Below are 24,458 nucleotides of genomic sequence, written 5' to 3'. Positions count from 1 at the left end.
ACATGAGCGACAACAAACCCCTCAACGGCATCAAGATCATCGACTTCACCCACGTGCAGGCGGGCCCGGCCTGCACGCAGATGCTGGCCTGGTTCGGCGCCGACGTCATCAAGGTCGAGCGCCCCGGCGCCGGCGACGTCACGCGCTCGCAGCTGCGCGACATTCCCGATGTGGACGCGCTCTACTTCACCATGCTCAACAGCAACAAGCGCTCGCTCACGCTGGACACCAAGCAGCCCGAGGGCAAGCGGGTACTGGAGAAGCTGATCAAGGAATCGGATGTGCTGGTGGAGAACTTCGGCCCCGGCGCGCTCGACCGCATGGGCTTCACCTGGGAGCGCATCCAGGAACTGAACCCCAAGATGATCGTCGCCTCGGTCAAGGGCTTCAGCGACGGCCACCACTACGAAGACCTGAAGGTCTACGAGAACGTTGCGCAGTGCGCCGGCGGCGCCGCCTCGACCACCGGCTTCTGGGACGGCCCGCCGACCGTGAGCGCCGCGGCCCTGGGCGACAGCAACACCGGCATGCACCTGGCCATCGGGATTCTCACGGCCATCATCGGCCGCGAGCAGACCGGCAAGGGCCAGCGCGTGGCCTGCTCGATGCAGGACGCGGTGCTCAACCTCTGCCGCGTGAAGATGCGCGACCAGCAGCGCCTGGACCGCCTCGGTTATCTGGAGGAATACCCGCAGTACCCGCACGGCACGTTCAGCGACGTGGTGCCGCGCGGCGGCAATGCCGGCGGCGGCGGCCAGCCGGGCTGGGTGCTCAAGTGCAAGGGCTGGGAGACCGACCCGAACGCCTACATCTACTTCACCGTGCAGGGCCACGCCTGGGCGCCGATCTGCGACGCCATCGGCAAGCCCGAGTGGAAGACCGACCCCGACTACATGACCGCCAAGGCGCGCCAGCCGCACATCACCGACATCTTTGCGACCATCGAGGGCTGGCTGGCCGAGAAGACCAAGTTCGAGGCGGTCGACATCCTGCGCAAGTTCGACATCCCGTGCGCGCCGGTGCTGACGATGAAGGAACTCTTGAACGACGAGTCGCTGCGCGCCAGCGGCTCGATCGTGGAAGTGCAGCACAAGGAGCGCGGCAGCTACTTCACCGTGGGCAGCCCGATCAAGTTCTCGGACCTCAAGCCCGAGATCACCGGATCGCCGCTCCTGGGCGAGCACACCGAGGAAGTGCTGGCCGAGCTGGGCTACTCGAAAGAGCAGATCAGCAACCTGCGCGAAGCCAAGGCCGTCTGAGGCCGTCGCGAAAAGACGGACTGAAAGAAAGAAGCGGGAGCACACCTTGTCGTCATCGACCGTCGATCTGAACCAACTCGTTGCCGGTGCCGGCGACGCCATCATGGTCTGCGATGCCAAGGGTGCGATCACGCTGTGGAACAAGGCTGCCGAGCGCATCTTCGGCTTTACCGAAGCCGAAGCGCTCGGGCAGTCGCTGGACATCATCATCTCCATGCGGCAACGCCAGCGGCATTGGGATGGCTACAACAAGACGATGGAAACGGCGGTCACCAAATACGGTGCCGACGTGCTGCGCGTGCCCGCTCTGCACAAAGACGGGCATACCCTTTCCATCGCCTTCACGGTCTCCATGCTGTTCGCCCCCGATCAAACGGTTTCGGGCATCGTCGCCATCGTGCGCGACGAAACCGCCCGCTTCGCCGAGGAGCGCAAATTGCGCGCCCGTCTGGTAGAAGTCGAAGCCGCGACGAACAAATAAGACAAGGAGACACACGATGAGCAAGGCACTCGAAGGCGTCCGCATCCTGGACTTCACGCATGTGCAGTCCGGCCCCACCTGCACGCAGCTCCTGGCATGGTTCGGTGCCGACGTGATCAAGGTCGAACGCGCCGGCGAAGGCGACGCGACGCGCGCCCAGCTGCGCGACATTCCCGGTGTGGACAGCCTCTATTTCACGATGCTGAACCACAACAAGCGCTCGATCACGCTGGACACCAAGAACCCCAAGGGCAAGCAGGTTCTCGATACGCTCATCAAGACCTGCGACGTGCTGGTGGAGAACTTCGCGCCCGGCGCGCTGGACCGCATGGGCATCACCTGGGCGCACATCCAGAAGCTCAACCCGCGGATGATCGTCGCCTCGGTCAAGGGCTTCGGCCCCGGCAAGTACGAGCACTGCAAGGTCTACGAGAACGTGGCGCAATGCGCCGGCGGCGCCGCATCGACCACCGGCTTCGAGGACGGACCACCGGTGGTCACCGGCGCGCAGATCGGCGACAGCGGCACCGGGCTGCACCTGGCGCTGGGCATCGTCGCGGCGCTCTACCAGCGCAACAACACCGGGCGCGGCCAGCAGGTGCTCGCGCCGATGCAGGACGCCGTGCTCAACCTGTGCCGCGTGAAGATGCGCGACCAGCAGCGCCTGGAGCGCACCGGCACCATGCACGAGTACCCGCAGTACCCGGACGGCAAGTTCGGCGACGCGGTGCCGCGCGCGGGCAACGCATCGGGCGGCGGGCAGCCGGGTTCCATCCTGAAGTGCAAGGGCTGGGAGACCGACCCGAACGCCTACATCTACTTCATCACGCAGGGCGCGGTGTGGCCGGCGGTGTGCAAGGTGATCGGCGAGGAGGGCTGGATCACCGACGAGGCCTACGCCACGCCGGCCGCGCGCTTGCTGCACCTCAAACCCATCTTCGCGCGCATCGAGCAATGGACCATGACCAAGACGAAGTTCGAGGCCATGGACATCCTCAACGAGTTCGACATTCCGTGCGGCCCGATTCTCTCGATGAAGGAAATCGCCGCCGACGAATCGCTGCGCGAGACCGGCACCATCGTCGAGGTGGACCACCCGACGCGCGGCAAGTACCTGACCGTGGGCAACCCCATCAAGATGTCCGACAGCCGGACCGAGGTGACACGGGCGCCGTTGCTGGGCGAGCACACCGAAGAGGTGCTCCGGCAATTGGGCTATGGCGTGGACGAAATTGCCATGCTGCGCACCGAGCGCGTGATTTGAATTAACAGCACGCCGGCCGATCGATAAATAAAGCGTTTTCTTTGCAAATGGCGAAAGCCATTTGCAATGGACAGCTGCGCTCTTTTTTGCCAATTCACATATAACGCATGGCAAATGCATTCAATAAAATAGTTTAACTATTATTTATCGATCATCGAAGCTACATTTTGATCATGCCGACCCGCCATCCATTTGTCGCCCGGCATCAATTTCCAGGAGAAATTTCATGATGATCGATGATGCGCCCATTCAATACTGGAGCTCCGAGACGGAGCGCAACGCCTACAACGCCGCCTTCCACGAGCTGGGCCTGCGCTGGCACTGGGACCGCGAAACCTATTGCCAATTGCTGCGCCTCACCCAGGACGGCCCGGAACGCGTGTGCCATTACCTCAGCACGCACCAGCCGCATCTATTGCGCGCCTACGACGCCAAGTCGCTGGCCGAGGTGATCGAGCAGAAGAAGGAAATCCACCAGCAGCGCGAATTGAGCGAAGGCCTCGGAAGCCGGCGTTATTTCAATTGGGCCGAAAGCCACGGCGCGGAAATCGGCGCGTAAATCGGCGTAATTCCCATGAATATCCACGAATACCAGGGCAAGGACGTATTGCGCAAATACGGCGTCACCACGCCCCGTGGATTCGCCTGCGCATCGGCCGACGAAGCCGCCGACGCCGCCACCCGCCTGGGCGGCCGCGCCTGGGTGGTGAAGGCGCAGATCCACGCCGGCGGCCGCGGCAAGGGCGGCGGCGTGAAGCTCGCGTGGTCGGTGGACGAAGTGCGCCGGCACGCGAGCCAGATGCTCGGCATGACCCTCACGACCCACCAGACCGGCCCCGAGGGCCGGGTGGTCAAGCGCCTGCTGGTGGAAGAGGGCATCGAGGTCGACAAGGAACTGTATCTGGCCATGGTGGTCGACCGCGAATCGGGCCGCGTGGCGCTGATGGCGTCGAGCGAAGGCGGCATGGACATCGAGGAGGTGGCCGCGCGCACGCCCGGCAAGATCCACAAGGTGCTCATCGATCCGGCCACGGGCCTGAAGGGCAGCGAGGCCGACATCGTGGCGCGCAGCATCGGCCTCTCGGGCAAGTCGGTGATGCAGGCGCGCACGCTGATGCAGAACCTCTACCAGGCGTTCGATGCGAGCGATGCGTCGCTCGCCGAGATCAACCCGCTGGTGGTGACGCGCGACGGCCGCGTGATCGCGCTCGATGCCAAGTTCAACTTCGATGCGAACGCGCTCTTTCGCCAGCCCGAGATCGTGGCGATGCGCGACTTCGACGAGGAAGACCCGGCCGAGCTCGAAGCCTCGCGTTTCGATCTCTCGTACATCGCGCTGGATGGCGACATCGGGTGCCTCGTGAACGGCGCGGGCCTCGCGATGGCGACGATGGACGTGATCAAGCTCTACGGCGGCTCGCCCGCCAACTTCCTCGATGTGGGCGGCGGCGCGACGGCCGAGAAGGTGACGCAGGCCTTCAAGCTGATGCTGCGCAACCCGAACCTGCGCGCGATCCTGGTCAACATCTTCGGCGGCATCATGAAGTGCGACGTGATCGCGCGGGGCGTGATCGCGGCGGCGCGCGAGGTCGAGCTGTCGGTGCCGCTGGTGGTGCGCATGAAGGGCACCAACGAGAGCCTGGGCCGCACGATCCTGGCGCAATCGGGCCTGCCGATCATCACGGCCGACGACATGGCCGATGCCGCCCGAGAGGCCGTGGCTGCGGCGCGCCGGAGGAACCACTGAGATGTCGATCCTCGTCAACAAGCACACCCGCGTCATCACGCAGGGCATCACCGGCAAGACCGGCCAGTTCCACACCGCGATGTGCCGCGACTACGGCAACGGCCAGAAGTGCTTCGTCGCGGGCGTGAACCCGAACAAGGCGGGCAAGTCGTTCGACGGCATTCCGGTCTTCGGCACGGTGAAGGACGCGAAGGCCGAGACCGGTGCGACCGTCTCGGTGATCTACGTGCCGCCGCCGTTCGCGGCTGCCGCGATCGACGAGGCGGTCGATGCCGGGCTCGACCTGGTCATCTGCATCACCGAAGGCATTCCGGTGCGCGACATGATCCGCACGCGCCACCGCATGGAGGGCAGCAAGACGCTCCTGCTCGGGCCGAATTGCCCGGGGCTCATCACGCCCGACGAAATCAAGATCGGGATCATGCCGGGGCACATCCACCAGCGCGGGCGCATCGGCGTGGTGTCGCGCTCGGGCACGCTGACCTACGAGGCGGCGAGCCAGCTCGCGCGCTTCGGCATCGGGCAGTCGACGGTGGTGGGCATCGGCGGCGATCCGGTCGGCGGGCTCAAGCACATCGACGTGCTGAAGATGTTCAACGACGACCCGCGCACCGACGCCGTGATCATGGTCGGCGAGATCGGCGGCAACGAGGAAGAGATCTGCGCGCGCTGGATCAAGGACCACATGCGCAAGCCCGTGGTCGGCTTCATCGCAGGCGCCACCGCGCCGCCCGGCAAGCGCATGGGCCATGCGGGCGCCATCGTCTCGGGCGGGCGCGGCACCGCGCAGGAAAAGCTCGCGGTGATGAAGGAATGCGGCATCCACGTGACCAGCAATCCGGCGGAGATGGGAAAGCTGCTCGCCTCGCTCGTCATTCCCGACTACCTCCCGTTCGACTGATCGCCCCGATCCGTCGAATGGCCTCGCAGATTTCAAGAAAGCACACAACAAATGAAACAGCAGACGCAGCAGTGGGTCCGTTTTGAAGACGCCGGCAAGGCCGCGTTCGGCACCGTCGTTGGCGATGCCGTGCACGAGCACCAGGGCGACATGTACGGAAGCTGCGAGCCCACGGGCCGCGTGTTCGTGCTCGCGGGCCTGAAGCTGCTCACGCCCAGCGAGCCCACGAAGGTCATCGCGCTGTGGAACAACTTCCACGCGCTCGGCGCCAAGCTGAGCCTGCCGGTCCCCGCGGAGCCGCTGTATCTCTTGAAGGCGCCCAACTCCTTCGCGGCGCACGGCGATGCGATCCGGAAGCCCCTGTGCGAGGGCAAGGTGGTGTTCGAGGGCGAGCTGGGCATCGTCATCGGCAAGACCGCCACCGCCGTGGCCGAGGCCGACGCGCTCGATCACGTGTTCGGCTACACCTGCGCCAACGACGTGACGGTGGCCGACATCCTGAACCGCGACGCCTCGTTCGCCCAGTGGGTGCGCGCCAAGGGCTTCGACACCTTTTGCCCCATGGGTCCCGTGGTGGCCACCGGCCTCGATCCCGCGACGCTTGTCGTGACCACCGTGCTCAACGGCGAGGAGCGCCAAAAATATCCGATCAGCGACATGCGCTTTTCGGTGCAGCAACTGGTCAGCCTGATCTCGCAGGACATGACGCTCAACCCGGGCGACGTGATCCTGTGCGGCACCTCGGTGGGCGTCGGCTCGATGAAGCCGGGCAGCCAGGTGGAGATCGGCATCGAAGGCATCGGCAAGCTCTCCAACCGCTTCGGTTGAGACGACGAACAAGCAGCCCTGCCGGCCTCGCACAACGCATTCAAAACTACTGGGGATCGACATGAAGATTGCAGTCATCGGCGCAGGCGCCATCGGCGGCCTGGTCGGCGCGAAGCTCGCGCTGGCCGGGGAGGACGTCACGTTCATCGTGCGCGGCGCGAACCTCTCGGCCATCAGGGCCAACGGCTTCAAGCTGGTCTCGGCCGAGGGCGAGGAGCAGGTCGCGCGCAACGTGAAGGCCACCGACAGCTACGACGAAGCCGGCCCGCAGGACATCGTCATCCTCGCGATGAAGGCGCACCAGGTCGAGGCCGTGGCCAACGACGTGCCCAAGCTCTTCGGCCCCGAGACCATGGTCGTGACGATGCAGAACGGCATTCCGTACTGGTACTTCCACAACCACGGCGGCGCGCTCGCGGGCACGCCGGTGCGCAGCGTCGACCCCACAGGGCTGGTGAGCGCGAAGGTGCCGGCCGAGCGGGTGATCGGGTGCGTGGTGTATCCCGCGTCCGAGCTCATCGCGCCCGGTGTGGTGAAGCACATCGAAGGCGATCGCTTCCCGGTCGGCGAGCTCGATGGCTCATCGAGCGAGCGCGTGAACCGCGTCTCGGCTTGCTTCACCGGCGCAGGCTTCAAGGCGCCGGTGCTGGACAACATCCGCGCCGAGATCTGGCTCAAGCTCTGGGGCAACCTCACCTTCAACCCGATCAGCAGCCTCTCGCATTCGACGCTGGTGGACATCTGCCAGTACCCGCCTTCGCGCGACCTCGCGACCGCGATGATGCGCGAGGCCCAGGCCGTCGCGCACAAGCTGGGCATCGAATTCCGTGTGACGCTGGAAAAGCGCATCGCCGGCGCCGAGAAGGTCGGCAAGCACAAGACCTCGATGCTGCAGGACGTCGAAGCCGGCCGTGCGCCGGAGATCGATGCGTTGGTGGGCGCGGTGGTCGAACTGGCGCGGCTCACCGACACCTCGACGCCGCACATCGACACCGTGTACACGCTGGTGAAACTGTTGGCGCGCACGATGGAAGACCAACGGGGCCAAGTCCGGCTTCGCGAGATGGCATGACAAGAAAGAACAACACACCATGAGACGCACACGCAGCGCAAAGATCGTCGCCACGCTCGGCCCGGCCACCCCCGACGAGCAAGCCATTCGCGCGCTGTTCGAGCGTGGCGTGGATGTGTTCCGGCTGAACTTCAGCCACGGCTCGCAGCACGACCATGCACGCCGGCTGGAGGCCATCCGCCGGCTCGAGAAAGAGTTCGGCCGGCCTATCGGCGTGCTGCTCGACCTGCAGGGCCCGAAGCTCCGGCTGGGCACCTTCGAGGGCGGGCGCGCGCAACTCGAAGCAGGCCGGCGTTTTCGCCTCGACATGGACACGAAGACGAGCGGCGACTTCCGCCGCGCGCCGTTGCCGCACCCCGAGATCTTCGCGGCGCTGCAGGCCGGCACGGATTTGCTTCTGGACGACGGCAAGCTGCGCCTGCGCGTGGAGAGCCACGGCGCCGATTTCGCGGAGACCACCGTCATCGTCGGCGGGCCGATCTCCGACCGCAAGGGCGTGAACGTGCCGAGCGTGCTGCTGCCGATTTCGCCGCTCACGCCGAAGGACCGCGACGACCTCGATTTCGGTCTTTCGATGGGCGTGGACTGGGTGGCGCTCTCGTTCGTGCAGCGGCCCGAGGACATCACGGAGGCGCGCGAGATCATCGGCAAGCGCGCATGGATCATGGCCAAGCTGGAGAAGCCCGCGGCCATCGAGCACCTGGACGGCATCGTCGCGCTGGCCGACGGCATCATGGTCGCGCGCGGCGACCTCGGCGTGGAGCTGCCGCCCGAGCAGGTGCCCGAATTGCAGCGCCGCATCGTGCGCGCATGCCGTCAGCACGGCAAGCCCGTGGTGGTGGCCACGCAGATGCTCGAATCGATGATCGCGGCGCCCGTGCCCACGCGCGCCGAAGTGTCCGATGTGGCCACGGCCATCTACGACGGCGTCGATGCGGTGATGCTCTCGGCCGAGTCGGCCTCGGGCAAGTACCCGCTCGAAGCGGTCGGCATGATGGACCGCATCGTCGCGCGCGTGGAGGCCGATCCGTCGTACCGCACCGGCATCGACGCGACGCACGATGCGGCGCTCTCGACCACGGCCGATGCCGTGTGCGCCTCGATGCGCCAGGTGGCCGCGCTGCTCGCGCCGGCCGCCACTGTCACCTACACCTCCTCGGGCTTCACGAGCCTGCGCGCCGCGCGCGAGCGGCCCGCGGTGCCGATCCTGAGCCTCACGCCCGACGTGGCCGCCGCGCGCCGCATGGCGATGGTCTGGGGCGTGCACGCGGCGCTCGTGGACGATGTGCACGACGTGGCCGAGATGATCGACTGCGCTTGTCGCACCGCGCGGGCCGAAGGCTTCGCGAAAGCGGGCGACGACGTGGTGGTGGTGGCGGGGCTGCCCTTCGGCTTGTCGGGCACGACGAACCTGTTGCACGTCGCGCGGATACCGAACTGATGTCGATCGCCTGGGAGGAATGTTGCCCCACCCACCGTTCACGCTGAGCCTGTCGAAGCGCCGCGCGAGGTTTCGACAAGCTCAACCCGAACGGTTGGGGGTTCTCAACCTCACCGGATTTTTCGACCCTGCCCGATGAAGCACGCGACCCTGCGCCAATTGAAGGTCTTCGAGGCGGTTGCGCGGCTCCTGAGTTTTTCGCGCGCGGCGGAGGAACTTCACCTCACGCAACCCGCCGTCTCCACACAGGTCGCCAAGCTCGAGGAGCACGCGGGCAACGTGCTGTTCGAGCAGTTCGGCAAGAAGATTTTCCTGACCCCCGCAGGCGCCGAGCTGCTGCAGATCAGCCGCGCGATCATCCAGCAGTTCGAGGCGGCCGAGAACGCGATGATGCAGTTCAAGGGCGTCTCGGGCGGCAAGCTCAACGTGGGTGTCATCAGCGCGGGCGACTACTTCTTTCCGCGCCTGCTGGTGGAGTTCGCGAGCCGACACCGCGGCGTGACGCTGAACTTCACCGTGCACAACCGCGAGGGGCTCCTGACCCACATCGCGGAGAACCTCACCGACCTCGCGATCATGGTGCGGCCGCCCACCGATCTGGACACCGCGAACCAGGCCTTTGCACCGCACCCTTACGTGATCGTCGCGCCGCCAACGCATCCGCTGGTGGGCGTGCCGGGCATTCCATTGAAGCGCTTGATGCGCGAGCCGTTCGTGGTGCGGGAGAAAGCCTCGGACACCTGGCACTCGATGGAAGACGGCTTCGGGCGCGAGCTGGAGCACATCAACATCGCGATGGAAATCCGCAGCACTGAGACGATCAAGCAGGCGGTGATCGCGGGCATGGGCGTGAGCTTCGTCTCGGCGCACACCATCAGCCAGGAGCTGAAGGCCGGCAGTCTCTGCGTGCTCGATGTGGAAGGTTTTCCGCTGATGCTCAACTGGTACGTGGTGCATCGCCGCACCAAGCGCCTGCCGCCGGTGGCGCAGGCCTTCAAGGACTTTCTGCTGAGCGATGGCGCATCGCTGATCTCGCAGATCGTGCCGTTCAAACCGCTCAAGCCACTCGAATCAGAGGCCTGAAAAAACAAAAGAGCGCATGAAGCGCTCTTTGTCTTTGGGGCGGTGCACGATCAGTTGGTCAGTGCGCTGCGGATGCTCTTGCGGTGTTGCACGAGTGCGGCGCGAGCGGCCTTGTACATGATCACGATGGGCATCGCGGCGACCAGGTCGCGCAGCGCCTCGTCGTTGGCGGTGGACTGCGGGGCGGTGCGGATCGCGCGGGAATCGAGGGTGGTGTTGCTCATGGAAATGCTCCTGAAAAGTTGAATCAAAAAGACTGAAGGGATTACCCGCAATTTTAGGGTTTACCCTAGACGGACGCAAACATTGATTTCGCGTTTCTTGACCTAGGTCAATTTTTCTCCTTGCAAATGGGCGTGCGAGTGCGGGTGCAAGTGCAGGTCTGTGGGGTGTGCACAGGCCACCGGGTACTTCCCTCCGCGAATGTCCCCCGGGGCTTCGCCCCTCCTCCTTGATTTCGCTGCGGGAAGCACCCGATGCCCTGCGCACCTGGGCACGCTCTTAGTGAACGGCCGATCAACGACTGCTCTGAGGCACTCGCGCTGATGGTGGGCTCTGTTTCGCGAAATCAAGGAGGAGGCGAAGCCGGGGGACACTCGCGAAACAGAGCCCACCGTCGGCGCGAGTGCAGCCCCGAACACCCGCGCAAACATCCCGAAAAAATTCAACGCAACACGTGTTCCGCATAGGGATATCACGGGGGTCTCAACACAGCGCGATTCGTGTGAACTTGACTGCGGTCAAGAGTTTTTGAGTCGTGCAGTCCGACAGTCATCCACGCGCAAAAACAAGTGATTCATTTCTCTTTTTTTCACTCTGATTGCGTCGTCTTTCCCGAGACCGTCGGACTCATCAAAACATTAAGGACAACTCCATGACTCGGCCAACCACCACGATTGCGGGTTCCAACCCCGCGATGTATCCACCTTCGGATTCCACCTACGGTGTCACCGCCAAACGCTCCGAGGCGTACCGATGGGGACAGTTGCTGATCGGCATCGTCTGCATGGCGATGATCGCGAACCTGCAGTACGGCTGGACCCTCTTCGTCAACCCCATCGCTGAAAAGCACGGCTGGAGCCGCGCCGCCATCCAGGTGGCCTTCACCATCTTCGTGCTTACCGAGACCTGGCTCGTGCCCATCGAGGGTTATCTGGTCGACCGCTTCGGCCCGCGCCCCGTGGTGCTCGTGGGCGGCGTGCTCTGCGGCCTGGGCTGGGTGCTGAATTCGTTCGCTGCCTCGCTCCCGATGCTCTACATCGCGGCGGCCGTCGGCGGCATCGGCGCAGGCGCTGTGTACGGCACCTGCGTGGGCAATGCGCTCAAGTGGTTCCCCGATCGCCGCGGGCTCGCAGCGGGCATGACCGCCGCGGGCTTCGGCGCCGGCTCGGCCCTCACGATCATCCCCATCTCCGTGATGATCAAGACCAGCGGCTACGAGTCTGCGTTTCTGTATTTTGGGATCGGTCAGGGCGTGATCGTCTTCGCCCTGGCCTGGTTGCTCACCCGCGCACCCGATCACGTGAAGGCGGCGTCGAGCAGCCGCAACGTTCAGCAGTCGCAGCGCGACTATTCGCCTTCCGAAGTGCTGCGCTCGCCCATCTTCTGGGTGATGTACGCGATGTTCGTGATGGTGGCGGCCGGCGGCTTGATGGCCACCGCGCAGCTCGGACCGATTGCGCAAGACTTCAAGATCATGGATGTACCGGTCAACATCATGGGACTGGTGTTGCCTGCGCTGACGTTCGCCCTGGCGATCGACCGCGTGCTCAACGGCCTGACGCGACCCTTCTTCGGCTGGGTCTCCGACAAGATCGGCCGTGAGCAGACGATGTTCATCGCCTTCGCGCTCGAATCGGTGGGCATCCTGGCGCTGTACTACTACGGCCAGAACCCGATCCTCTTCGTGCTGCTGACCGGCATGGTGTTCTTCGCCTGGGGCGAGATCTACAGCCTGTTCCCCTCGACCTGCGCCGACACCTTCGGCTCCAAGTTCGCCGCATCCAACGCCGGCATGCTCTACACCGCCAAGGGCACGGCCTCGCTGCTGGTGCCGCTGTCCAGCGTGCTGGCCGCATCCACCGGCAGCTGGCATGCGGTGTTCATCGTCGCGAGCGCGGTCAATGCCGCGGCCGCGCTGATGGCGTGGTTCGTGTTGCGCCCGATGCGCCGCAAGCACATCGAGGCCAGCCGCCAGGCGTCGGCGTCCTGATTCCATTGTTTTCGGTCAGCGAAGGCCGATGCGCGAGGCGCGCGAGCGCAGCACATCGGCCCGCCACGGGTCGGTGGCTTCGAAGGTGTCCGCCGCGACCTGCAAGGCGCGCATCTGCTCCACGTCCTCGATGAGCTTGCGGGGGCTGAGCAAGGCCTCCGCGAGCATGAAGGCCTCGTCGGCGAGGCCCCTGAGCGCATCGGCGAGGCGCTCGGCGCCCTTCGCTTGCATGGAGTGACCAAAGGTCGGCATGAGAGGCTCCCGGGTTGTGTTGAAGTGGCCTTCATCTTCTGTCCGGCCACTGCATAAGTAAAACGAGATTAATTGCCAGTTGAATGCAAAAATAATGCATTCAAAGAGGGCGCTCGATGGACATCAACCTGGCCCGGACCTTTCTCGCGATCGTCGAGACGCGCAGCTTCCAGCGCGCCGCCGAACGCCTGCATGTGACGCAGACCTCGGTGAGCGCACGCGTGCGAACGCTCGAAGAACTGCTGCGCCGCAAGCTCTTCGTGCGCAACAAGTCGGGTGCGGCCCTCACGCGCGCAGGTGAGCAATTCCTGCCGCATGCGACCACGCTGGTGCAGGTGTGGGAGCGGGCGCGCCACCAGGTGGCGGTGCCCGACGGCAGCCAGGCGGTGCTCGCGGCTGGTTGCGAGATCAGCCTGTGGGACCCGCTGCTGTTGCGCTGGCTGCTGTGGCTGCGGCAGACCGCGCCGCAGCTGGCCATCCGCACGGAGGTCGGCTTTCCGCACGACCTGCTCGACAAGGTGGCGGGCGGCGTGCTCGATGTCGCGATCGTCTATGCGCCGCAGCAGCGGCCGGGGCTGCGCGTGGAATTGCTCATCGAGGAAAAGCTCGTGATGGTCACCACCGCCAAGCGCCCGCGCGTGCCGCGGCCGGCGGACTATGTGTATGTCGACTGGGGTCCGGAGTTCGCGGCGCAGCACGGCCTCGCGTTTCCCGAGCTCTCCAACGCGGCGGTGAAGGCCGGCCTCGGGCCGTTGGGCCGCGAGTACCTGCTGGCCGCGGGCGGCACGGGCTACTTCCGGCTCGACGTGGTGCGCGCGCACCTCGAATCGGGGCACCTGCGGCGCGTGCCCAACACGCCGGAGTTTCTCTATCCCGCCTATGCCGTCTACGCGGTGGGCGCAGACCCGGCCATCGTCGAGCCGGCGCTCGCGGGGCTGCGCGAGGTCTCGGCCGGCGGCGCCCGCCCCCTTGTTTCCGGGAAATTGACCTGAGTCAAGGTCTTTGCCTTCGTATTCCCTGACAGTGCCTCCAGAGCGGGAAACCGCAATTTTTCCTAGGGCAATCGGCAGTGTCTGCGAGCGTATTTCGGTCGTAGGATGAAAAAGCCGGGACAGCAAAAAACCCACGATGAATGACAACCCGGTAAGGAGCGCCGCATGAACGAAGTGGGCCGACACGCCACGATGAGCGAATCCGATGAACTGGCCGCGGTGCGCCAGGTGCTGCAGGAGCGCGCCGAAGAGCCGGGGGCGCTGCTCCCGATCCTTCACGACGTGCAGGACGCGCTGGGCTACATCCCGCCGCACACCGTGACCACGATCGCCGAGGGCGTGAACCTCTCGCGCGCCGAAGTGCATGGCGTCATCACGTACTACCACCACTTTCGCTCCGCGCCCGCGGCGCGCCACGTGATCCAGATCTGCCGGGCCGAGGCCTGCCAGTCGATGGGCGCCGATGCGCTGCTGGCCCACGCGGAGCTGCGCCTGGGGTGCAGCGCGCACGGCCATTCGAAGGACGGCAACTTCACGCTGGAGCCGGCCTTCTGCCTGGGCCTGTGCGCCTCGTCGCCCGCGATGACGATCAACGAAGAACCGCACGCGCGCATGACGACGCGTTCGTTCGATGCGCTGGTGGCGCAATACGGAAGCTGCGCATGAGCCTCACCATTTATGTCCCGCGCGATTCGGCTGCACTGGCGGTCGGTGCCGAGCGCGTGGCCGAGCGCATCGCGCAGGAAGCGGCGATTCGCGGCATCTCGTTCGGCATGGTGCGCAACGGTTCGCGCGGCCTCTTCTGGCTGGAGCCGATGGTCGAGGTGACCACGCCCGCCGGCCGCGTGGCCTACGGGCCCGTGACCATCGACGACGTGGCCGACCTGTTCGATGCGGGCTTCGCCGAAGGCGCGCAGACGCACGCGCTGTCGCTCGGCCTGACCGACGAGATCCCCTACCTGAAGAAGCAGGAGCGCCTGACCTTCGCGCGCATGGGCATCACCGATCCGGTGTCCGTTGCCGATTACGAAGCGCACGAAGGCTATGCGGGCCTGCGCCGCGCGCTGGGCTTGAAGCCCGAAGAAGTGGTGCAGCAGGTGCTCGACTCGGGCCTGCGCGGCCGCGGCGGCGCGGCGTTCCCGGCGGGCATCAAGTGGAAGACCGTGATGGCCACGCCGGCCGCGCAGAAGTACATCGTCTGCAATGCCGACGAAGGCGACTCGGGCACCTTCTCCGACCGCATGACGATGGAGGGCGATCCGCTCATGCTGATCGAAGGCATGACCATCGCGGGCATCGCCACCGGCGCGACCAAGGGCTACGTCTACATCCGCTCGGAATACCCGCACGCCATCGCGACGATGAACGAGGCGATCCGTGCGGCGGAAGCCGCCGGGTTCCTGGGCGAGAACATCCTCGGCTCGGGCCAGACCTTCTGGCTCGAAGTGCGCAAGGGCGCGGGCTCGTATGTGTGCGGCGAAGAAACGGCGCTCCTCGAAAGCCTGGAGGGCAAGCGCGGCATCGTGCGCGCCAAGCCGCCGCTGCCGGCCATCACCGGCCTCTTCGGGCAGCCGACGCTCATCAACAATGTGATCACGCTCGCGAGCGTGCCGCTCATCCTCGCGCGCGGCGCCGAGTACTACCGCGACTTCGGAGTGGGCCGTTCGCGCGGCACGCTGCCGATGCAGCTGGCCGGCAACATCAAGCACGGCGGGCTGGTGGAGAAGGCCTTCGGCGTCACGCTGCGCGAACTGCTGTACGACTACGGCGGCGGCTCTGCCTCCGGCCGGCCGATCAAGGCGGTGCAGGTGGGTGGACCGCTGGGTGCGTACCTGCCCGAATCGCAATGGGACCTGCCGCTGGACTACGAGGCCTATGCGGCCGTGGGCGGCACGGTGGGCCACGGCGGCATCGTGGTGCACGACGACACGGCCGACCTCTCCAAGCTCGCGCGCTATGCGATGGAGTTCTGCGCCATCGAGTCATGCGGCAAGTGCACGCCGTGCCGCATCGGCTCCACGCGCGGCGTGGAGGTGATCGACAAGATCCGCGCGGACAACAAGCGCGTGGAGCACGTCATCCTCTTGCGCGACCTGTGCAACACCATGGTCCACGGTTCGCTGTGCGCCATGGGCGGCATGACGCCGTTCCCGGTGCTGTCCGCACTCGACCATTTCCCACAAGACTTCGGTCTCGTGGTCCCCGATCGCAAGGCTGCTTGAAGGCAACGCATCGCGCGTCGCACAGCACACAGCAGCAGGAGACAAGAACACATGCTCGACCATCTGAAAGAAATCGACTACGGCACCCCCAAGCGCGAATCGACGCGCGAAGTGACGCTGGAGATCGACGGCAACGAAGTCACCGTGCCCGCGGGCACCTCGCTCATGCGGGCGGCCGTGGATGCCGGCATCAACGTGCCCAAGCTGTGCGCCACCGACAGCCTGGAGCCCTTCGGCTCGTGTCGCCTGTGCCTGGTCGAGATCGAGGGCCGCAGGGGCTTTCCGGCCTCGTGCACCACGCCGGCCGAAGCCGGCATGAAGGTGCGCACGCAGACGCCCAAGCTGCAGGACCTGCGCAAGGGCGTGATGGAGCTGTACATCTCCGACCATCCGCTGGATTGCCTCACCTGCTCGGCCAATGGCAACTGCGAGCTGCAGGACATGGCGGGCGTCACGGGCCTTCGCAACGTGCGCTACGGCTTCGACGGCGCGAACCACCTGAAGGACCAGAAGGACGAGTCGAACCCGTACTTCACCTACGACCCCTCCAAGTGCATCGTGTGCAACCGGTGCGTGCGCGCCTGCGAGGAAACGCAGGGCACCTTCGCGCTGACCATCAGCGGCCGCGGCTTCGAGTCGCGCGTATCGCCGGGGCAGGACGAAGCGTTCATGGAATCGGAATGCGTGAGCTGCGGCGCCTGCGTCGACGCGTGCCCGACGGCCACCTTGCAAGAGAAGTCGGTGATCTGGCTCGGCCAGCCCGAGCACAGCATCATCACCACCTGCGCCTATTGCGGCGTGGGCTGCGCCTTCAAGGCCGAGATGAAGGGCAACGAGGTCGTGCGCATGACGCCGTGGAAAGACGGCAAGGCAAACGAAGGCCACTCCTGCGTGAAGGGCCGCTTCGCCTGGGGCTACGCCACGCACCAGGACCGCATGCTCAAGCCGATGATCAGAAAGAACATCAGCGATCCGTGGCAGGAGGTGAGCTGGGACACCGCGCTCAACTACGCCGCGGGCGAATTCAAGCGCCTGCAGGCCAAGTACGGCAAGGACTCCATCGGCGGCATCACGTCGTCGCGCTGCACGAACGAAGAAACCTACCTCGTGCAGAAGCTCGTGCGCGCGGCCTTCGGCAACAACAACGTGGACACCTGCGCCCGCGTGTGCCATTCGCCCACGGGCTACGGCCTGAAGCAGACGCTGGGCGAATCGGCCGGCACGCAGACCTTCAAGTCGGTGGAGAAGGCCGACGTGATCATGGTGATCGGCGCCAACCCGACCGACGGTCACCCGGTGTTCGCCTCGCGCATGAAGAAGCGCCTGCGCGAAGGCGCCAAGCTGATCGTGGTCGATCCGCGCCGCATCGACATCGTGAAGTCGCCGCACGTGAAGGCCTCGCACCACCTGCAGCTCAAGCCCGGCACCAACGTGGCCGTGGTCACCGCGCTCGCGCACGTGATCGTGACCGAAGGGCTCACGGCCGATGCCTTCATCGCCGAGCGTTGCGACACCGCCTCGTTCGCCGCCTGGAAAGACTTCGTGGCGCAGCCCGAGCAATCGCCCGAAGCCACCGAACAGGCCACGGGCGTTCCGGCCGCCGAGATGCGCGCCGCCGCGCGCCTGTTCGCCAGCGCCGCCAACGGCGCGATCTTCTACGGCCTGGGCGTGACCGAGCACAGCCAGGGCTCCACCACCGTGATGGGCATCGCCAACCTCGCGATGGCCACCGGCAACGTCGGCCGCGAAGGCGTGGGCGTGAATCCGCTGCGCGGCCAGAACAACGTGCAGGGTGCGTGCGACATGGGCTCGTTCCCGCACGAGCTGCCGGGCTACCGCCATGTGTCGGACAGCACCACGCGCGCCTCGTTCGAGGCGGCCTGGGGCGTGACCATCGACCCGGAACCGGGCCTGCGCATTCCCAACATGTTCGAGTCCGCCATCGGCGGCGCCTTCAAGGGCCTGTATTGCGAGGGCGAGGACATCGTGCAGTCGGACCCCAACACGCAGCACGTGGCCGCGGCCATGATGGCGATGGAGTGCGTGGTGGTGCAGGACATGTTCCTGAACGAAACCGCCAAGTACGCCCACGTGTTCCTGCCGGGCTCCTCGTTCCTGGAGAAGGACGGCACCTTCACCAATGCCGAGCGCCGCATCTCGCGCGTTCGCAAGGTGATGCCGCCCAAGGCGGGTCTGGCGGACTGGGAGATCACCGTGAAGCTCGCGCAGGCGCTGGGCTACCCGATGGACTACAAGAGCCCCGAGGACATCATGGCCGAGATCGCGGCGCTCACGCCGACCTTCCATGGCGTGAGCTACAAGCGGCTCGATGAACTGGGCAGCATCCAGTGGCCCTGCAACGACGAGGCGCCCGACGGCACGCCCACGATGCACATCGACACCTTCGTGCGCGGCAAGGGCCGCTTCATCGTCACGCAGTACGTGGCGACCGACGAGAAGGTCACGCGCAAGTTCCCGCTGCTGCTGACCACCGGGCGCATCCTCTCGCAGTACAACGTGGGCGCGCAGACGCGCCGCACCGACAACAACCAGTGGCACGGCGAGGACCGGCTGGAGATCCACCCGCACGATGCGGAGGAGCGCGGCGTGAAGGACGACGACTGGGTCGGCATCCAGAGCCGCGCGGGCGAGACGGTGCTGCGCGCGACGGTGTCCGAGCGCATGCAGCCGGGCGTGGTCTACACCACCTTCCACTTCCCCGAGTCGGGCGCCAACGTGATCACCACCGACAACTCCGACTGGGCCACCAACTGCCCCGAGTACAAGGTGACGGCGGTGCAGGTGATGCCGGTGATGCAGCCCTCGACCTGGCAGCAGGAGTACAGCCGCTTCAACAAGACGCAGATCGACCTGGCGACCGCCGGTGCGTTGCCGGAAAAGCGCAACGAGACGATCTCCGCGAAGTAAGCAGGCCAGCAAGAAGCCTCACTCATGGACATCGCCACCCTGCCGGCCGCCGAAGGCGCCGACACCTTCTGCGAAGGCGCGCTGCTCTTGCCCGTGCACGGCGTGCGCGGCGGCGAAGCCTACGCGGTGCAGGACTGGGTGGCCGAGGAAGTGCCCGTGGCGCTGGAGTTCAACGGCATCTCGCACGCGGTGATGCTCGCGACGCCGCTGGACCTGGAGGACTTCGCGCTCGGCTTCTCGCTGAGTGAAGGCATCCTCGATGCGGCGCACGAACTCTATTCGGTGGACATCGCGCCGTCGGAGCTCGGCATCACGGTGCGCTTGCAGGTGTCGAGCGCCGCGTTCACGCGCCTGAAGCAGCGGCGCCGCACGATCGCGGGCCGCACCGGCTGCGGCCTGTGCGGCACCGAGAGCCTGGCGCATGTGTCGCGCGAACTGCCGGTGCTCGGCGATGCCGCCGTGGCGCTGGAGCGGCAGGCCATCGCGCGCGCGATGTCGCAGTTCCAGTCGCTGCAGACCTTGCAGCAGGCCACCGGCGCGGTGCATGCCGCGGCATGGTGCTCGGCCGAAGGCGAAGTGATGTGGCTGCGCGAAGACGTGGGCCGCCACAACGCGCTGGACAAACTCATCGGAGCGCTCGCGAGCAACGACGTCGATGCATCGACCGGCTTCATCGCCGTCACCAGCCGCGCGAGTTTCGAGATGGTGCAGAAGACCGCGATGGCGGGCGTGCCGCTGCTGGCCGCGGTGTCCGCACCCACCTCGTTCGCGGTGACGACGGCGGAACGCGCGCGGCTCACGCTGGTCGGCTTCGCGCGCCAGGACGACCTGGCCGTCTACAGCCACCCGGAGCGCGTGACGACGGCCGGGCTTGAATCTTTATCGACCGGACGCCGCGCGCACTGAAGCGAGCGATCGGCAGTTTCATTTTTTAAAAGGCAGTGCATGCACGACCACGATCCGACGGCGCAACTGGTCAAGATGGCCAACCAGATCGGCAGCTTCTTCCAGGCCCAGTCGCCCGACAACGCGACCATGGCCACGGACGCGATCGCCGCGCACCTGAAATCGTTCTGGGCGCCGAGCATGCGCCTGCAGCTGATCCGCTCGCTCGAGGCGGGCGGCGCGACGCACCTGATGCCGATCGTGGCGTCGGCGGTGCGCAGCCACCGCGCGAACCTGATGCCGGGCGGGGCGCCCGACGCGGCCGACAGGAAAGAGCAGTTTCCGCAGGGCGGGGGCGACGCGGGCTAACGGCCCGTCGGACTAGGTCGGGCTCGTGTGCCGCGTCTGCTGCTGCTCGGCATACGACTTGAGCAGCGCCTCGTAGCAAAGGCACAGCGGCATGGCGATGAACACCATGCCCGCCACATAGATCACCAGGCTCATCACGGGAAATTCCTCGCCGCCCCAATGCGGGATCGAGGTGCCGATCGCCAGGAGCGCGATGGCCGCGATCACCGCGTGCAGCACGCTGCGCACGCGCGTGATCCGTTGCGATGCCGGCGGGTCGTACGTCTGACGGTCCGATGCCAATGCCGAAACCGGAACCGGGCTGTGACCGCCCTTGTCTCCATCATTTTTCATCGTCGCTCCTCGGTGAAGGCGTCGATGAATTGTTAACTCCGTATTTGGCCGGGTCAAGATCGAAGTCCCTTGCTTTTGGAACTGCGTTCTGGCCCGGAGCAGGCCTTAGTCGTACTTCAACGTGTAGATCAAATCGACCCCGCTGGTCTGGCCCGCCTGTCCGCGCAGCGTGAGGCGCTGCGTGAGGTCGTAGAAGATGAAGAGCGTGCCGAAGGTGCCGCCGATGCTGCGTTCGTAGGTCACGTAGAAATCCTTCGACAGCCGCTTGCCCAGCGTGACCGCCGACTCGCGCAGGTCGCCGCCGGTGCCGGGGCCCTTGAAGCCGAGCTCGTCCAGGCCGAAGCGGCTTGCCAGGCTCCCGCCGCTGCCGCCCTTGCCGATCTTGCCCAGCACCGCGAGCGCGGCCTGCTGCAAGAGCGCCGACTCGCCGCCGCTGGTGGCCGATGCGCGCCCAAGGATCACCCACGAGAGCGTTTCCGCATCGGAGAGGGCGGGCTCCGAATAGAGCTTCACGCGCGGCGACTGCGCGCTGCCCGAGATCTGCACGCCCGCGCGCTGCGAGATGTTCGGGCGGATCGCCAGGATGTCCAGCTGCGGGTTGTCGAACGGGCCGTTGAAGCGCGCCAGGCCGGTTTCCACATCGAGCTGCTGGCCGTAGGCGCGGTACTGGCCCTTGACGGTCTTCACTTCGCCCGTGATGCGCGGCGGTGCATTGAGCTTGGTGCTGCGGATTTCCAGGTCGCCTTCCAGGCGCGTGGTGATGCCGCGGCCCTGCACCGCGAAGTCGTCGCCCAGGTCGAAGTTCACGACGATGTCCGGCGGCTTGGCGGTCTGCGGCTTGGCGGCCTGCGCATCGGCACGGGCCGATTCGCGCTGCGCCGTCTCGGCCGTTTCGCGGTCCTTGGCGGCCGAGCGCACCACCACGTCGCTGCCCAGGCTGGGCGCGGTTTCATCGGGCAGGATGATGACGGCGCGGTCGGTCTTGAGCTTGCCGCGCACGGTGAACTGGCCTGCATCGAGCCGCGCCTGCAGGTCGCCCGAGAGCGTGACCTGGCGGTCGGTGCGCACCAGCACGCGCAGCGCGCGCAGATCGCCCTGCAAGGCCATGCGGATGCTCGGCGTGGCGGTGCCCGGTGCAGCGCCCCAGCTCATGTCGCCGCGCGCCGAGAGCGAGCCGCCGTCGGTGTTCGCCTCGCTCGCCGCGGTGCTTCGGTTGCCGCTCTGGCCGCCGATGCGCGCCGAGCTGCCCGCGCCGCCCTTGAGCGTGAACTCGGTGATCTCGATGCGGTCGCCGCCCAGCGTCGCGCGCAGGCGCCCGTCGCGCAGGTCCAGCCCTTCGACCGGTGCGCGCAGCGCGAGCTTGTCGGCGCCGAGCGTGCCGTTCCAGCGCGGCGCGGCGCGGTTGCCCGAGAGCGCGGCGTTGGCGTCCAGCGTGCCGGCGATGCGCCAGCCCGGCGGCGCGAGCATCGACCACACGCCCAGGTTCGGCAGCGTGGCCTTGATGCTGCCGCCCAGCGGCGCATCGGGCGCCCACTGCCAGCCGCCCGCGCGTTGCGTGACGCGTGTGTTCATCGCGGCGTCGATCTTGCCGGCGCGTTCGCTGTCCCATGCGAGCGTGGCGCGCACCGCATCGCCTTCGGCATCCAGGCGCAGCTCGGCCTGGCGCAGGCCCGCCGGTGTGCTGGGCGCTTCCGCGCCGCCCGCCGAGGCGGAGTTCATCGTGCGTTCGCTCGCGGTGCCGGTCCCGGTGCTCGTGATGCGGGTGACCAGCGCGGCCTCGCCGGCCAGCACGCGGATGTCGCCGCTCTGGCGCGCGATGCGGGCCTTGGCGCGCAGGGTGTCGCCGGCGTCGATGTCCCAGTCGCCGTCGAACATCAGGTCGCCGCTGATGCCCAGCTCGCTCAACGTGGAGCTCGCGCCGAACGCGCCGGCCCAGGCCATCGGCAGGCCCTGCATCTGGCCCTTGGACTGCACGCGGAACACCTTGTTCGGCGCCGCGCCGCTCTGGCTGAAGCGCAGCGGCTGCCAGTCGATGCGCACGGTGCCGGGCACGGGGCCGCGCAGCGTGGCCGAGGCGGCCGAGGCTTCGATGTCCAGGCGCGCAGGGCTGCCGCCGGCGCGGATGGTGGCGGTGACTTCGCGACTCAGCTCCACGGTCCACGGGTTGCCGGGGCGGGTGCTGTCCTGCGCCTGCAGGCGCAGGCTGGCGAGCGCGGCGCGCCACTGGTTGGCGCCAGCGATGCCGCCGCTCGCGCGGGTGTCGAGCGTGATCTTCTGGGTGCCGGTGGTGGCCTCGCCTTTCAGCGTGAGCGCGGCCTGCGCGAGGCTGCCGGCGAGGTCGGCCTGCAGTTCGCGCAACTGCACGGCGGTGGCAGCGGCGCCGGCTTGCGCGGCGGGCAAGGTGAGGTCCAGGCGCGGCACGGAGAGCGCGGCCTTGAGCGTGGGTTCGGCGATGCCGCGCTGCGCTGGCGCGTTCGCGTTCTCGATGCGGCGCTGGATGGTCCGCCAGCCGCCTTGCCAGCTCGCATCGAGTCGCGCCGAGCCCTTGGCCGTCGCGCCCGCGAACACGCCCGAGAGACCGGGGAGGCCCTCGACCCAGCGCTGCAGGGTGTCGGCGTCGTCGATGCGCGCCTTGATGTCGCCCGCGCCCGCGTCCGGCGCGATGCGGCCTTCGAGCTGCGCGCCGCCGCCGGGCAGCACGAGGTTCAGCTTGCCGCTCGCGGCCTCGTCGGCCACGCGCACCTGCAGCTTGCCGTCGACGCTCGCGCGCTGGGCTTCGATGCGCAGCGTGCGCAGGTCGAGCACCTGGTCTTTCCACTGGCCCTGCGCGAGCGCGCGGTCGAGCGCGAAGCCCGGCAGCGACTTGCTGCCCGCGCCGCCTTCGGCCTTGAGCGATGCATCGAAGGTGATGGTGTCTTCACGCTGCTGCGCGGTGACCTGCCCGCTGACGGGCGCGCCCGCGAGTTCGCTGTGCAATGCGCCCGGGCGCACGCTGCGCACGGTCGCGCGGATCTGCCACGGCGCGGGCGCGGGGCTCCAGCGGCCTTCGGCATCGATGCGGCCGCCGCCGGCGCGCACGGTGGCTTCGGGGATGGTCCAGTTCGTGCCGTCGAAGCCGACGCGGCCCCGCACCTGTTCGACCGGCAGCTTCGATTGGTCCCACGGGCCGGGCAGGGCATTGCGGATGTCGGCCGAGGCCTTCCATGCGGAGGCGCCCGCGTCCGCATCGGGCTCGACCGAAACGGTACCGGTCAGCTGCGTTTCGGGCGCGCCGGGCCAGAGGCTCGACGCATCGACGTTGCTCAGATCGGCCTTGGCATCGATCACCGGTTGCGGCAGCCACGGCGCGATCTGCGCCTGCAGCCTGGCTTCCATCGGCGCATCGGCGTTCTCTTCGGCGGGCTTGAGTTCGGCGGCGACCTGCAGGCGCGCCGCGGTGCCGGCGAGCGTGCCCTTCACCGTGGCCTGCGCGATCACGTCGATGTTGTGGTCTTCGGCCAGCGGCGCTTTCACGCGGCCGTCGAGCGCCGCATCGATTGCCATCGGCGCGGGGCCCTGCAGCTTGACGCGTGCGCTGTAGTGGCCGTCGGCGATGTCCACGCCCTTCACCTCGAGCGCGTGCTCCGCGTTCTTGTAGGCGTAGCTGCCGGTGAGGTTCGTCGCCTGCAGCACCGGCGGGCCGGCCCAGCGCACTTCGTCGATGCGGAAGGGCACGTCCACATCGACGGGCAGCACGAGCTGCTCCAGCGGCTTGGTGGGCTCTTCGCTCGGCGGGCCGCGCTTCTCGATCAGCACCTGCTTCGCGTGCACCTCGCCCAGCTGCACCTTGCGCTGGAAAAGGGGCGCGAGCTGCCAGCCGATGGTGGCGTCGTTCACCTCGACGGCGATGCTTTCGCTCTGGTACTTGAGCCAGCCGATGTGGCCGCCGGTGCGCAGCGACCCGGTCACGTCGCGGCTCTCGAGCGTCTGGCCCGCGGGCAGGCGCTGCGCGGCCTGCGCGAGCGCGAAGGCGAGCGAGGTGTTCGAGCCCAGCCACCACCACGCGCCCGCGCCGAGCAGCAACACGGCCAGGAAGAGGCCGGCGAATGTCCATGCGAGCGCACGCATCGCACGGCGCGCGCGTGAGCGCCTGGCCTTGACCGCAGGTGGCGTCGGCGTGGGCGTGGTGATGGCTTCTTCGTTCGGCATC

21 protein-coding genes are annotated in these 24,458 nt (G+C 67.0%); 17 read left to right on the top strand and 4 right to left on the bottom strand.

The features are described from left to right. Positions 1-2: 2 nt before the first annotated feature. The 10 genes from frc (JC881_RS15175) to JC881_RS15130 all read left to right on the top strand — a co-directional run bounded on the left by frc (JC881_RS15175) (position 3) and on the right by JC881_RS15130 (position 10,076). The gene (gene frc, locus JC881_RS15175) at positions 3-1,259 is read left to right on the top strand and encodes a formyl-CoA transferase (RefSeq protein WP_198786541.1); all 1,257 of its coding nucleotides are present in this window, start codon (positions 3-5) and stop codon (positions 1,257-1,259) included. 46 nt (positions 1,260-1,305) lie between these two features. Next, on the top strand, positions 1,306-1,740 hold the full coding sequence (locus JC881_RS15170) for a PAS domain-containing protein (protein ID WP_198786540.1): 435 nt from the start codon (positions 1,306-1,308) through the stop codon (positions 1,738-1,740). Positions 1,741-1,756: 16 nt separating this feature from the next. Then, a complete protein-coding gene (gene frc, locus JC881_RS15165) occupies positions 1,757-3,004 on the top strand; it encodes a formyl-CoA transferase (protein ID WP_198786539.1) in 1,248 nt (415 codons plus the stop codon). Positions 3,005-3,230: 226 nt separating this feature from the next. Next, positions 3,231-3,563, top strand: a complete 333-nt coding sequence (locus JC881_RS15160) for a hypothetical protein (RefSeq protein ID WP_332875244.1) — start codon at positions 3,231-3,233, stop codon at positions 3,561-3,563. Between the two features lie 15 nt (positions 3,564-3,578). Further along, complete coding sequence (gene sucC, locus JC881_RS15155) at positions 3,579-4,751, top strand: ADP-forming succinate--CoA ligase subunit beta (RefSeq protein ID WP_198786538.1); 1,173 nt, start codon at positions 3,579-3,581, stop codon at positions 4,749-4,751. Between the two features lies 1 nt (position 4,752). After that, positions 4,753-5,652 carry a succinate--CoA ligase subunit alpha gene (gene sucD / locus JC881_RS15150; RefSeq protein WP_198786537.1) on the top strand — a complete coding sequence of 300 codons (900 nt, stop codon included), beginning with the start codon at positions 4,753-4,755 and terminating at the stop codon, positions 5,650-5,652. Positions 5,653-5,703: 51 nt separating this feature from the next. After that, positions 5,704-6,480: a fumarylacetoacetate hydrolase family protein gene (locus JC881_RS15145; protein WP_198786536.1), complete on the top strand. Its 777-nt coding sequence runs from the start codon at positions 5,704-5,706 to the stop codon at positions 6,478-6,480. Between the two features lie 61 nt (positions 6,481-6,541). Further along, positions 6,542-7,552 (top strand): 2-dehydropantoate 2-reductase, encoded by a 1,011-nt coding sequence (locus tag JC881_RS15140; protein WP_198786535.1) that lies wholly within the window; start codon positions 6,542-6,544, stop codon positions 7,550-7,552. Positions 7,553-7,571: 19 nt separating this feature from the next. Continuing rightward, positions 7,572-8,993: a pyruvate kinase gene (gene pyk, locus JC881_RS15135; RefSeq protein WP_198786534.1), complete on the top strand. Its 1,422-nt coding sequence runs from the start codon at positions 7,572-7,574 to the stop codon at positions 8,991-8,993. A gap of 135 nt (positions 8,994-9,128) precedes the next feature. Beyond that, complete coding sequence (locus tag JC881_RS15130; protein ID WP_198786533.1) at positions 9,129-10,076, top strand: LysR family transcriptional regulator; 948 nt, start codon at positions 9,129-9,131, stop codon at positions 10,074-10,076. A gap of 50 nt (positions 10,077-10,126) precedes the next feature. On the opposite strand, the gene JC881_RS15125 is transcribed toward JC881_RS15130, so the two are convergent. Then, positions 10,127-10,300, bottom strand: a complete 174-nt coding sequence (locus tag JC881_RS15125) for a hypothetical protein (protein ID WP_198786532.1) — start codon at positions 10,298-10,300, stop codon at positions 10,127-10,129. Between the two features lie 692 nt (positions 10,301-10,992). On the opposite strand from JC881_RS15125, the gene oxlT reads away from it, so the two are divergent. Then, positions 10,993-12,288 carry an oxalate/formate MFS antiporter gene (oxlT, locus tag JC881_RS15120; protein ID WP_443083352.1) on the top strand — a complete coding sequence of 432 codons (1,296 nt, stop codon included), beginning with the start codon at positions 10,993-10,995 and terminating at the stop codon, positions 12,286-12,288. 15 nt (positions 12,289-12,303) lie between these two features. On the opposite strand, the gene JC881_RS15115 is transcribed toward oxlT, so the two are convergent. After that, on the bottom strand, positions 12,304-12,540 hold the full coding sequence (locus tag JC881_RS15115; protein ID WP_198786530.1) for a hypothetical protein: 237 nt from the start codon (positions 12,538-12,540) through the stop codon (positions 12,304-12,306). A 116-nt stretch (positions 12,541-12,656) separates the two neighbouring features. Between JC881_RS15115 and JC881_RS15110 the strand changes: the two genes are divergently transcribed. From JC881_RS15110 to JC881_RS15085, 6 genes are all read left to right on the top strand, one after another. Then, a complete protein-coding gene (locus tag JC881_RS15110) occupies positions 12,657-13,532 on the top strand; it encodes a LysR family transcriptional regulator (protein WP_198786529.1) in 876 nt (291 codons plus the stop codon). A gap of 165 nt (positions 13,533-13,697) precedes the next feature. Next, positions 13,698-14,198, top strand: coding sequence for a formate dehydrogenase subunit gamma (locus JC881_RS15105; RefSeq protein ID WP_013543546.1), 501 nt, complete (start codon positions 13,698-13,700; stop codon positions 14,196-14,198). Next, positions 14,195-15,754, top strand: coding sequence for a formate dehydrogenase beta subunit (locus tag JC881_RS15100; protein ID WP_198786528.1), 1,560 nt, complete (start codon positions 14,195-14,197; stop codon positions 15,752-15,754). Before JC881_RS15105 ends, JC881_RS15100 begins: the two co-directional genes overlap by 4 nt. A gap of 51 nt (positions 15,755-15,805) precedes the next feature. Continuing rightward, on the top strand, positions 15,806-18,682 hold the full coding sequence (gene fdhF / locus JC881_RS15095) for a formate dehydrogenase subunit alpha (protein ID WP_198786527.1): 2,877 nt from the start codon (positions 15,806-15,808) through the stop codon (positions 18,680-18,682). A 24-nt stretch (positions 18,683-18,706) separates the two neighbouring features. Beyond that, positions 18,707-19,588, top strand: a complete 882-nt coding sequence (gene fdhD, locus JC881_RS15090; protein ID WP_198786526.1) for a formate dehydrogenase accessory sulfurtransferase FdhD — start codon at positions 18,707-18,709, stop codon at positions 19,586-19,588. Between the two features lie 39 nt (positions 19,589-19,627). Further along, complete coding sequence (locus JC881_RS15085; RefSeq protein ID WP_198786525.1) at positions 19,628-19,936, top strand: formate dehydrogenase subunit delta; 309 nt, start codon at positions 19,628-19,630, stop codon at positions 19,934-19,936. A gap of 12 nt (positions 19,937-19,948) precedes the next feature. Here JC881_RS15085 and JC881_RS15080 read toward each other — a convergent pair whose 3' ends face one another. Both JC881_RS15080 and JC881_RS15075 read right to left on the bottom strand, forming a co-directional pair. Then, positions 19,949-20,269: a hypothetical protein gene (locus JC881_RS15080; protein WP_198786524.1), complete on the bottom strand. Its 321-nt coding sequence runs from the start codon at positions 20,267-20,269 to the stop codon at positions 19,949-19,951. 105 nt (positions 20,270-20,374) lie between these two features. Continuing rightward, positions 20,375-24,457, bottom strand: coding sequence for a translocation/assembly module TamB domain-containing protein (locus JC881_RS15075; RefSeq protein ID WP_198786523.1), 4,083 nt, complete (start codon positions 24,455-24,457; stop codon positions 20,375-20,377). Between the last annotated feature and the right edge of the window lies 1 nt (position 24,458).

Source organism: Variovorax sp. IB41, from assembly GCF_016405905.1.
Taxonomy (GTDB): domain Bacteria; phylum Pseudomonadota; class Gammaproteobacteria; order Burkholderiales; family Burkholderiaceae_C; genus Variovorax.
This window is presented reverse-complemented; position numbering and strand designations above follow the sequence as displayed.

Bases quoted from the DNA above. Each gene is read 5' to 3' on its own strand.
- frc (WP_198786541.1), top strand. From the start codon at position 3: ATGAGCGACAACAAACCCCTCAACGGCATCAAGATCATCGACTTCACC.
- frc (WP_198786539.1), top strand. From the start codon at position 1,757: ATGAGCAAGGCACTCGAAGGCGTCCGCATCCTGGACTTCACGCATGTG.
- JC881_RS15160 (WP_332875244.1), top strand. From the start codon at position 3,231: ATGATGATCGATGATGCGCCCATTCAATACTGGAGCTCCGAGACGGAG.
- sucC (WP_198786538.1), top strand. From the start codon at position 3,579: ATGAATATCCACGAATACCAGGGCAAGGACGTATTGCGCAAATACGGC.
- sucD (WP_198786537.1), top strand. From the start codon at position 4,753: ATGTCGATCCTCGTCAACAAGCACACCCGCGTCATCACGCAGGGCATC.
- JC881_RS15145 (WP_198786536.1), top strand. From the start codon at position 5,704: ATGAAACAGCAGACGCAGCAGTGGGTCCGTTTTGAAGACGCCGGCAAG.
- JC881_RS15140 (WP_198786535.1), top strand. From the start codon at position 6,542: ATGAAGATTGCAGTCATCGGCGCAGGCGCCATCGGCGGCCTGGTCGGC.
- pyk (WP_198786534.1), top strand. From the start codon at position 7,572: ATGAGACGCACACGCAGCGCAAAGATCGTCGCCACGCTCGGCCCGGCC.
- JC881_RS15130 (WP_198786533.1), top strand. From the start codon at position 9,129: ATGAAGCACGCGACCCTGCGCCAATTGAAGGTCTTCGAGGCGGTTGCG.
- JC881_RS15125 (WP_198786532.1), bottom strand. From the start codon at position 10,300: ATGAGCAACACCACCCTCGATTCCCGCGCGATCCGCACCGCCCCGCAG.
- oxlT (WP_443083352.1), top strand. From the start codon at position 10,993: ATGTATCCACCTTCGGATTCCACCTACGGTGTCACCGCCAAACGCTCC.
- JC881_RS15115 (WP_198786530.1), bottom strand. From the start codon at position 12,540: ATGCCGACCTTTGGTCACTCCATGCAAGCGAAGGGCGCCGAGCGCCTC.
- JC881_RS15110 (WP_198786529.1), top strand. From the start codon at position 12,657: ATGGACATCAACCTGGCCCGGACCTTTCTCGCGATCGTCGAGACGCGC.
- JC881_RS15105 (WP_013543546.1), top strand. From the start codon at position 13,698: ATGAACGAAGTGGGCCGACACGCCACGATGAGCGAATCCGATGAACTG.
- JC881_RS15100 (WP_198786528.1), top strand. From the start codon at position 14,195: ATGAGCCTCACCATTTATGTCCCGCGCGATTCGGCTGCACTGGCGGTC.
- fdhF (WP_198786527.1), top strand. From the start codon at position 15,806: ATGCTCGACCATCTGAAAGAAATCGACTACGGCACCCCCAAGCGCGAA.
- fdhD (WP_198786526.1), top strand. From the start codon at position 18,707: ATGGACATCGCCACCCTGCCGGCCGCCGAAGGCGCCGACACCTTCTGC.
- JC881_RS15085 (WP_198786525.1), top strand. From the start codon at position 19,628: ATGCACGACCACGATCCGACGGCGCAACTGGTCAAGATGGCCAACCAG.
- JC881_RS15080 (WP_198786524.1), bottom strand. From the start codon at position 20,269: ATGAAAAATGATGGAGACAAGGGCGGTCACAGCCCGGTTCCGGTTTCG.
- JC881_RS15075 (WP_198786523.1), bottom strand. From the start codon at position 24,457: ATGCCGAACGAAGAAGCCATCACCACGCCCACGCCGACGCCACCTGCG.